A 7,668-nucleotide genomic window follows, 5' to 3' on the forward strand; every position below is an offset into this window, starting at 1 on the left:
ATCATCTACGAGAAGCTGTTTCGCATTGGCTGGCTCAACGGGGCAATCCGGCGCCTTGCCCAAACCCGGGACAGCCGGGCACGCGGCGGCCTGAGCCGCACGGTGCTCGAGGCTGGCGAACGCGAGCTCGATGCAGATCTCGACGACACGCCCACCGAGCGGCGCTACCGCGCCGAGAATGCCATGCGCTTCTCGTTGAAGTCGCAGATCCAGAAATTGGAAGTCGGGCTTCCGTTCCTCGCCACGATCGGTTCCGCCGCACCCTTTATCGGCTTGTTCGGAACGGTTTGGGGTATCGTCAACAGCTTCACAGCCATCGCGACGCAGAAGGACACGAGCCTCGCGGTCGTGGCACCTGGTATCGCCGAGGCTTTGATCGCGACTGCGCTTGGTCTCGCCGCGGCCATTCCGGCGGTGGTCGCCTACAACCAAATCACCGTGGCGCTTGGCCGTTCCTTCGCCCGTGGCAATAGCGCGGTGATCGACATCGCCCGCGACCTCGTGGCCGGCGAGACGGAGCAAAAGCCCCAGGACCGGCGCGGAACCAACGTCGAGCCTCTTCGCGCAGGGAAACGTTCGTAATGGGTATGTCCCTCGGTAATAACGGTGGCGGGGAAGACGCCGAGTACCGTCCGATCTCCGAGATCAACATCACGCCGATGGTCGACGTGATGCTGGTGCTGCTGATCATCTTCATGGTGACGGCGCCGCTGCTCGTCGCCGGCGTCCCTGTCGATCTGCCGAGCACATCCGCTGCCAAAGTCAGTCAGCCGAAAAAACCGATGATCGTCTCGCTTGCGTCCGACGGTTCAATCTATGTCCGCGAAGAGCAAGTGACCGAAGACACACTTGTGCCGACGCTGATCGCACTGCGCCAAGCCGAAGGCGACACGGTCGTATACGTCCGGGGCGACAAGAGCCGTCCCTATGGCGAGGTGATGGATATCCTCGGTCGCGTTGGCCAAAGTGGCTATGCGCGGGTTTCCCTGCTGTCCCAGCCAAAAGCCAACGGGGGCGCGGCGGGGCAAAGCCAGTAGGCACGTTGTAAGGCGAACTTCATGGCGATCCGCATCATAACCTGGCTTATTTCTCTCGGCGTTCACGGCGCCTTTGCGCTTGCCATGCTGATGCCCGCGTCCGGGGGTGTCGCTCTCGAAGAGGGCACCGGCGACGACATCATGGTTGTCGAGCAAGGCGTCGCCTTGCAGGGCTTTGCCAAGCTGGGTGAGGACGTGATCTCCGTGGACGCCGTTGAGGCCCCGCCCATGATGATGGCCGCGGCACAGCCCCTCGAGCAGGTCGAAGCGGTAGAGGAGCAAGAGGAGCTTCCTGTCGAGGAGGTGTCCGAGATCGAGCCCGTCGAGGACGAGGTCATCGCCTCCGAGGCCGGTCCCGAGAGCGAGTTGATCGAGCCGGTGCAGGAAGAGTTGAAGGAGCCCGAGCCCGAAGTCAAAGAGCAAACGCTCCCGCAGCAAATGCCGACCATTCCGCAAGAGACCGTCATCGCTATGCGCGAGAGCACGGGCGAAGAGAAGAAGGGCGGCGACGCGACCGCCCATCGCCAGTATCTCGGACAGCTGCGGACGCATCTTGAAAAAGCCAAGGTGAACCCGCGCACTACTTTGATCGGCACCGCCGTAGTTCGCCTCACGGTCAAATCCGATGGCGTGCTTGTGGCGCAAAGGATTGTGAAGAGTTCCGGGTCCAAGGTTCTCGACAACGCGGCAATCGACTCGATCAAGAAGGCCGCGCCCTTCCCGCCGATCCCCTCGGCGGTTGGCAAGGACACCGTCGAGGTCTCCGTGCCGTTTAAATTCTCCGTGCGCCGCTAGCGCGAGAGGCCCTGCGAGTCAGTTGAACTCGTAGCCGATGAACACTTTGAGCGCGACGTCTGAAGCTTCTTTGGTCAAGCCAAACTGGGCGCCGAGACTCACGGTGAGTTCCCGGCTCTTCTGATAGATGTCCTCGTCTTCGTCTCCGGCACCCTCCTCATCGTCATCCTTGCCAAAGGTGTAATAGAATGTTGGACCGAGGCTATGAAGCTGCTGGTCAAACGGCCCTGCATTAGACATGTCCTCGATTTCGCCAAACATTTCGACTGCAAGCCATAGACGGCCGCCAAACGCTTCGTAACGTCCTTGCCAACCGTACTCAAAGCCCCAACCTTCTTGCCGATTGAGATCTCCAATCAGCTTGAAGAAGAGCGGGTTCGTGACGAGCGTGAAGTTTGACTTCGACAACTCGACAATCGGTCCAAAATGAAAATCGGGATCGAATTTCTCTGACGCCTCTTGCACTGGCTTTTCCATCCCGCCCTGAATGGCAAGCCCAACACCATCGCCCTCGCGTTCGATGAACTCGATCTGACTCTCAAACTCGATGGCCGCGAGTTGGAAGTGATCCCCTACGGGCTCGGCAAACGCGTGCGTAAGTGCGAGAAGCCAGCGGCTCGTCACGCTCATTTGAAACTCAAACTCGTGACTCTGCAACAAGAGCGCCTCGGGTTCATCGATGATTAAACCAAGGTCAACGTCGTCGTCCAAATCTGCAGCCGGCACACCTGAGTGCCACGCCCCGCGATATTGCAGTTGGATCTCACCGGGATCGATGGTCGATTCTTGAATCTCGAACTCCGCAAGCGCAGGAGTGGCGGCGGCGATCGCAATCGTGGCGGCTGAGGCGACGCGGAGGAGGCGAAGGCGGCGGTGCGTGGTGCGGAGCATCGTCAATACTCCACCGCGAAGGTGATGCGCAGCGCCGTGTCGGGCGACGACTCGGTCAGCCCGAAGAGCACGCCGGCGCCCAGAGTCCACTCGCGCTCGGCATCCGGCTCGGAGAACACATAGAGGCTAGGGCCGAGCACATGGGCCTGGCCGTCAAATGGCCCCGCATTCACCAGTTCCTCGATCACACCGAAGCCCATTGCGGCAACGCCCCAGCGGTCCGTCACGCTGTAGCGTGCTTGCGCGGCATACTCAAAGCCGAGGCCTTCGTGATCGGCGTTCCCCGGTTCGTCGGCGAGTCGCGGGTTCAAGGTGAACAACCATCGCCCCGGCGCCAACTCTATGACCGGACCGAATTCGAACTCGTCCTCCTCGTCGATATGGAGAGAGTACGGCCCATAGCCGATCATCAAGGCCAAGCCGAACGTGCCGTCATTGCGGGTGACAAACACGAACTGTGTTTCAATACCGATGGATGAGAGCTCGGCGGACCCGCCCGCCGGCTTCTCGACATTGGGGGTGAGGCGCAGCATCCACCAGTCGGTCAGACCATACTGAAACTCGACCTCGTGGCTCTGGCGGAGCGCATCGATATCGCCGTCCTCGTCCGCCTCCGGCAGCCCCCAGTGCTGCGCACCCCGATACTCGGCTTCGATCGCGCCCTTTTCGGCATCAACCTCGGGAATCTCGAATTCGGCCCAAGCCTGTCGAGGCGCGCTGACGAGCGTCAGCGCAGCCGTCGCCAGGAGCACAGCCCCCAAGACGATCCTGCGGAAGATGCCCGCGCGCCTCCAAACCGGATGCAAAAACCCGCCCCCCCAACAACTCAAGTTCCGAGCGGTTTGCCCGCTTTTTCGGCGATCCCAACTGCCAAGGGGGGAAATATCCAACGCTGGGTACGACGTGTCTAGCAAGAGATGCGGGAAAGAATTGCAAATTCTATGGGAAGATCGGCAGAATATTCACGACAAGTTGGGCGCCTGCACACCCCCCCAACCCCCCTCATTTTCTGAGAAAATTCAGTATAGGTATCAATCCGTCCGGCGGGTGGCGGAGGATTGCCGTTGGAGAAGAGCAGGCATTCTCCCCCGGACCAAGGAGACGTGAAGACGGATGCGGTACCGCACGAAACTTCTGATTGCGGCCGGCTTGCTCCTGGCAATGTCGCTCTCGGCAGCGGCCCTCGCCTATTGGGGCGTGGCCCAGTCGCACCGCTACCTCACCCGCTCACGTATCGCTCACGAGCAGCTGGAGCGGCAGCTTCAGCTTTCACGGCACAGCCAGCAGCTGTTCAAGGCCTGGACCGACACCTTGCTCACGGGCATGACCGACCGCCCTCTCGGCGCTGCTTATCTCAACAAGGTCATCGAGTCCGATCTCTCGGCGCTCCAAGACCTCTCCGAGAAGGAGCTGACAATTGCCGGCAGTGAGGAGCACAGGGCGGAGTCGGCGGAGATCGAGCGCCTGGCCGACATCCGGCGCGAGTATCAGCACATCCTCGATCAGCTTGCCGAAGTCGAGCAGCTCCGCAGCCGGGGCCGTCCCGACGTCGCCTGGCAGAATCTGATCGAACTCCTGCGGGGCGGGCTCGACCAGAAGCTCAACGAGCTGATCGAGGTTGCCGTGGCCGACGAGACTGCGGAAGTCTTGAGGATCGATGCTGACGCGGCCCAGCTCCTGAGCCGGCTGGAACGCATCAGCCAGATCCATGCCGCCCTCGCCATCCTGACCACGCTGGGCTTGTTGATCCTCCTGGTGCGGGGATTGCGCGCACCCCTCGCCGACCTCCTCGCCGGCACGAGAAAGCTGGCCGAAGGAGACCTGTCCTATCGCATTGCCGTAACGGGACGCGATGAGTTTGCCGAGCTTGGCCGGGGCTTCAACGGCATGGCCGCCGATCTTCAAGCGCACCAAAAGGCGCTTGAAGACGCCCACGCCAATCTGGAGTCGCTCGTCGAAGAGCGCACCGAAGAGTTGAGCAAGGCCAACGAGTCTCTACGCCAGATCGACGAGACGCGCCGCGCCTTCTTCGCCGATATCAGTCACGAACTCCGCACACCCCTCACCGTAATCCGCGGCGAGGGAGAGATCTCGCTCCGCGGCAAGAACAAGCGCGTTGCCGAGTACAAGCACTCCATGGAACGCATCGTCGAACAGGCCAAACACCTTTCCGTGCTCGTCAACGACCTCCTGTTCATCGCCCGTCAGGGCGCCGGTGCCGCCAAGCTCAAGCTGAAGCCCATCGACCTCAACGCGTTGATCGAGAAGGTGTGCGGCGACGCCAAGATCATCGCTCATGACAAGGCGGTCGGCATCAGGGTCGCCAATGGAACGGCCCATGAGACGGTCGTCGGCGACCCCGCACGGCTGCGGCAGCTCTTTTTGGTTTTGCTCGACAACGCGGTCCGCTACTCACAATCCAAAGGCGCCATCGAGGTTGGGATCGACCGCTCCGACGGCAAGGTCACGGTCAGCGTTTCCGATTCGGGCATAGGTATCGCGCCAGAGGAGCTCGAGGGGATCTTTGAGCGGTTCCGCCGTGGCGGCAATGCGACCGAGATGAACGAGGAGGGCCTTGGCCTTGGACTGCCGGTCGCCAAGGCCATCGTTGAGGCCCACAAGGGAACGATTGAGATGCGAAGCAAGGTCGGCGAAGGAACCACCGTCTTGGTGACCCTGCCCGCCGAAACGGAAGGAGGGCAGGCGTGAACGTGCTCTTGGTGGAAGACGAGCCGCGTGTGTCCGACTTCATCGACCGCGGCTTACGCGCGGAGAACCACGGGGTGACTGTCGCCCCGACGGGCGGTGAAGGCGTCGATTTGGCCAAGACGGGCGAGTTCGACGTGATCGTGCTCGACCTCATGCTGCCCGACATGCATGGTTACGATGTTTGCCAACGCTTGCGCCAGGACGGGAACCACACGCCGATCCTTATGCTAACGGCAATGGACGCCCTGGAAGACAAGATCAAGGGCATCAAGATCGGCGCCGACGACTACCTGACCAAGCCGTTCGACTTCGACGAGCTTCTCGTCCGCATCGAAGCGTTGGCGCGCCGCGCCCATCAGTTCGCACAAAGCTCCAACGTGCTGAAAGTGGCGGATCTCGAACTCGACCGAGAGTTGCTGGAGGTGAAACGCGGTGGCGAGCCGATCAAGCTCACGGCCAAGGAACTTGCCATCGTCGAGCTGCTGATGGGCGCCCCCGGGCGGGTGTTTTCGCGTACCCGGATCCTCAACCAGGTCTGGGGCTATAGCGAAGACCCCCTGACCAACGTGGTGGACGTCTATATCGCGCGGCTCCGGCGCAAGATCGATACCAAGGGCCGCGAAGCTCTCATCGAGACGGTCCGAGGTCACGGCTATCGGCTGAAGGCGGCAAGCTGATGCGGACTTGCGATGTCCTTCCCGTAGACCAATCGGAGCACTGGCAGCGAGGCATTGGAACCTTGCCAAGTCCGGCGCATGGGGTAGATTGTGCCTCGCCACTCTTACCTATGATGCGCCATACCTTTTTCCGGGCCTTGCCAGAGGGCCGCGGGGCCGCGCCTGTCCGGCAACGAGGGCCTCGGGCCCACCCGCGCCTGGCACACCCCAGAGAAGTCGGATTGAACCAATAGCCCACGTGGAGGAGCCCCGTTGCGGTCACGTCTGTTAGCTTTCTTATTCCTGGTTCTCATGAGCGGCACGCCCGCGCATGCGGAAGATCCGACCACGGTCGATATCGGCGTCTTGAAGTTCGGCACGGTGAGCTGGCTACTCGACTCGATCCGGGCCAACGGGTTCGACAAGGCCGAAGGCATCGAACTCGACATCACACCGCTGGCGAGCACACAGGCAACGACGTTGGGCTTGCAGAGCAGGTCCTTGAGCGTCGCCGTCACCGATTGGCTCTGGGTTTCGCGCGAGCGGACCAACGGCGCCGGCTTCACCTTCGTCCCCTTCAGCACCGCGCTGGGCGCCATCATGGTGCCCCCGGATTCTCCGATCAAAACGCTTGCCGACCTCAAGGGCAAGACATTGGGCGTCGCCGGCGGCCCGCTCGACAAGAGCTGGCTGCTCATCGTGGCTTACGCGCTGCGCACCGCCAATATCGATCTTAGAACCGAAACGACCCAGGAATTCGGTGCCCCGCCCCTTCTTGCCGCAAGAGCCAAGCAGGGCGAGGTCGACGCAGTGCTCAACTTTTGGCCCTACGCCGCGCGTCTCGAAGCGGCCGGTTTCACGCAGCTCATCGGCCTTGAGGACGTCGTCCGCGAACTCGGCGCCAAGGGCGAAGTCGCTATGGTCGGCTATGTGTTCGACGAGACATGGGCGGACGAGAACCCAAAGGCAATCAAAGGCTTTGTCCGCGCCGCCGCCAAGGCAAATGAGTTACTTGCAACCTCCGACGCCGAGTGGGATCGCTTGAAGCCGATCATGAGCGCCAACGACCCTTCATTCACGGACAAAACCTTCGAGGCGCTGCGCCGGCGCTACCGCGAAGGCATTCCCGAACGCCAAATTTCTTCCGAGGAATCTGACGCGAAGGTCCTCTACCAGTTCCTGCGCGAGCTGGGCGGCAAGAAACTGGTCGGCTTAGGCACAGAGCTTGCGCCCGGAACCTTCTGGCACGGGATGGAGAAGTGAGCGTCACGTTCGCCGAGCCTTCGACCCGGCAGGGCTCGCGCTTCATGCGCGGGCCTTGGGTCTCGATCGCATCCGTTGCGATCTTCTTGCTCACGTGGTTCATCGCCGCCGAGGTGGCGCAGAGCCGTCTCCTGCCGGGGCCCGGCGCAGTTCTGACTTATATCTACGAAGAGACTGTCCACGGCGACTTGCTGTTCGAGCTTGGCATCACGCTGTGGCGCGTGGTGGCTGCGTTCGTGATCGCCATGGTGATCGGCAGCGCCCTCGGGCTCCTCATGGGCCAGATACCGGCCGTCAATCGCGTGCTGGACCCCTGG

Annotated in this window: 9 protein-coding genes; 7 read left to right on the plus strand and 2 right to left on the minus strand. The window is 61.9% G+C overall.

The genetic code is table 11. The features are described from left to right. The 3 genes from ABY454_RS11625 to ABY454_RS11635 all read left to right on the plus strand — a co-directional run. Positions 1 to 582 (plus strand): MotA/TolQ/ExbB proton channel family protein (locus ABY454_RS11625; protein ID WP_372930852.1); only part of this gene is annotated, 582 nt, incomplete at its 5' end. Continuing rightward, positions 582 to 1,037 (plus strand): ExbD/TolR family protein, encoded by a 456-nt coding sequence (locus tag ABY454_RS11630; RefSeq protein ID WP_372930854.1) that lies wholly within the window; start codon positions 582 to 584, stop codon positions 1,035 to 1,037. The genes ABY454_RS11625 and ABY454_RS11630, both read left to right, overlap by 1 nt. 21 nt (positions 1,038 to 1,058) lie before the next feature. After that, positions 1,059 to 1,832 (plus strand): energy transducer TonB, encoded by a 774-nt coding sequence (locus tag ABY454_RS11635; RefSeq protein ID WP_372930856.1) that lies wholly within the window; start codon positions 1,059 to 1,061, stop codon positions 1,830 to 1,832. Positions 1,833 to 1,850: 18 nt separating this feature from the next. Here ABY454_RS11635 and ABY454_RS11640 read toward each other — a convergent pair whose 3' ends face one another. Further along, positions 1,851 to 2,723: a hypothetical protein gene (locus tag ABY454_RS11640; protein ID WP_372930858.1), complete on the minus strand. Its 873-nt coding sequence runs from the start codon at positions 2,721 to 2,723 to the stop codon at positions 1,851 to 1,853. Between the two features lie 2 nt (positions 2,724 to 2,725). Next, a complete protein-coding gene (locus ABY454_RS11645; RefSeq protein ID WP_372930860.1) occupies positions 2,726 to 3,484 on the minus strand; it encodes a hypothetical protein in 759 nt (252 codons plus the stop codon). Positions 3,485 to 3,836: 352 nt separating this feature from the next. Here ABY454_RS11645 and ABY454_RS11650 point away from each other — a divergent pair, with 352 nt between their 5' ends. The 4 genes from ABY454_RS11650 to ABY454_RS11665 form a co-directional block, all read left to right on the plus strand. After that, entirely contained in the window at positions 3,837 to 5,432 is a 1,596-nt protein-coding gene (locus ABY454_RS11650) for a sensor histidine kinase (protein ID WP_372930862.1), read from the plus strand. Then, the gene (locus ABY454_RS11655; RefSeq protein ID WP_372930864.1) at positions 5,429 to 6,109 is read left to right on the plus strand and encodes a response regulator transcription factor; all 681 of its coding nucleotides are present in this window, start codon (positions 5,429 to 5,431) and stop codon (positions 6,107 to 6,109) included. Before ABY454_RS11650 ends, ABY454_RS11655 begins: the two co-directional genes overlap by 4 nt. A 252-nt stretch (positions 6,110 to 6,361) precedes the next feature. Next, complete coding sequence (locus ABY454_RS11660) at positions 6,362 to 7,351, plus strand: ABC transporter substrate-binding protein (RefSeq protein ID WP_372930866.1); 990 nt, start codon at positions 6,362 to 6,364, stop codon at positions 7,349 to 7,351. Further along, the coding region (locus tag ABY454_RS11665) for an ABC transporter permease (RefSeq protein ID WP_372930868.1) at positions 7,348 to 7,668 on the plus strand (321 nt) is incomplete at its 3' end. The genes ABY454_RS11660 and ABY454_RS11665, both read left to right, overlap by 4 nt.

Source organism: Methyloceanibacter sp. (genome assembly GCF_041573655.1).
In the GTDB taxonomy this organism is placed as follows: Bacteria; Pseudomonadota; Alphaproteobacteria; order Rhizobiales; family Methyloligellaceae; genus Methyloceanibacter.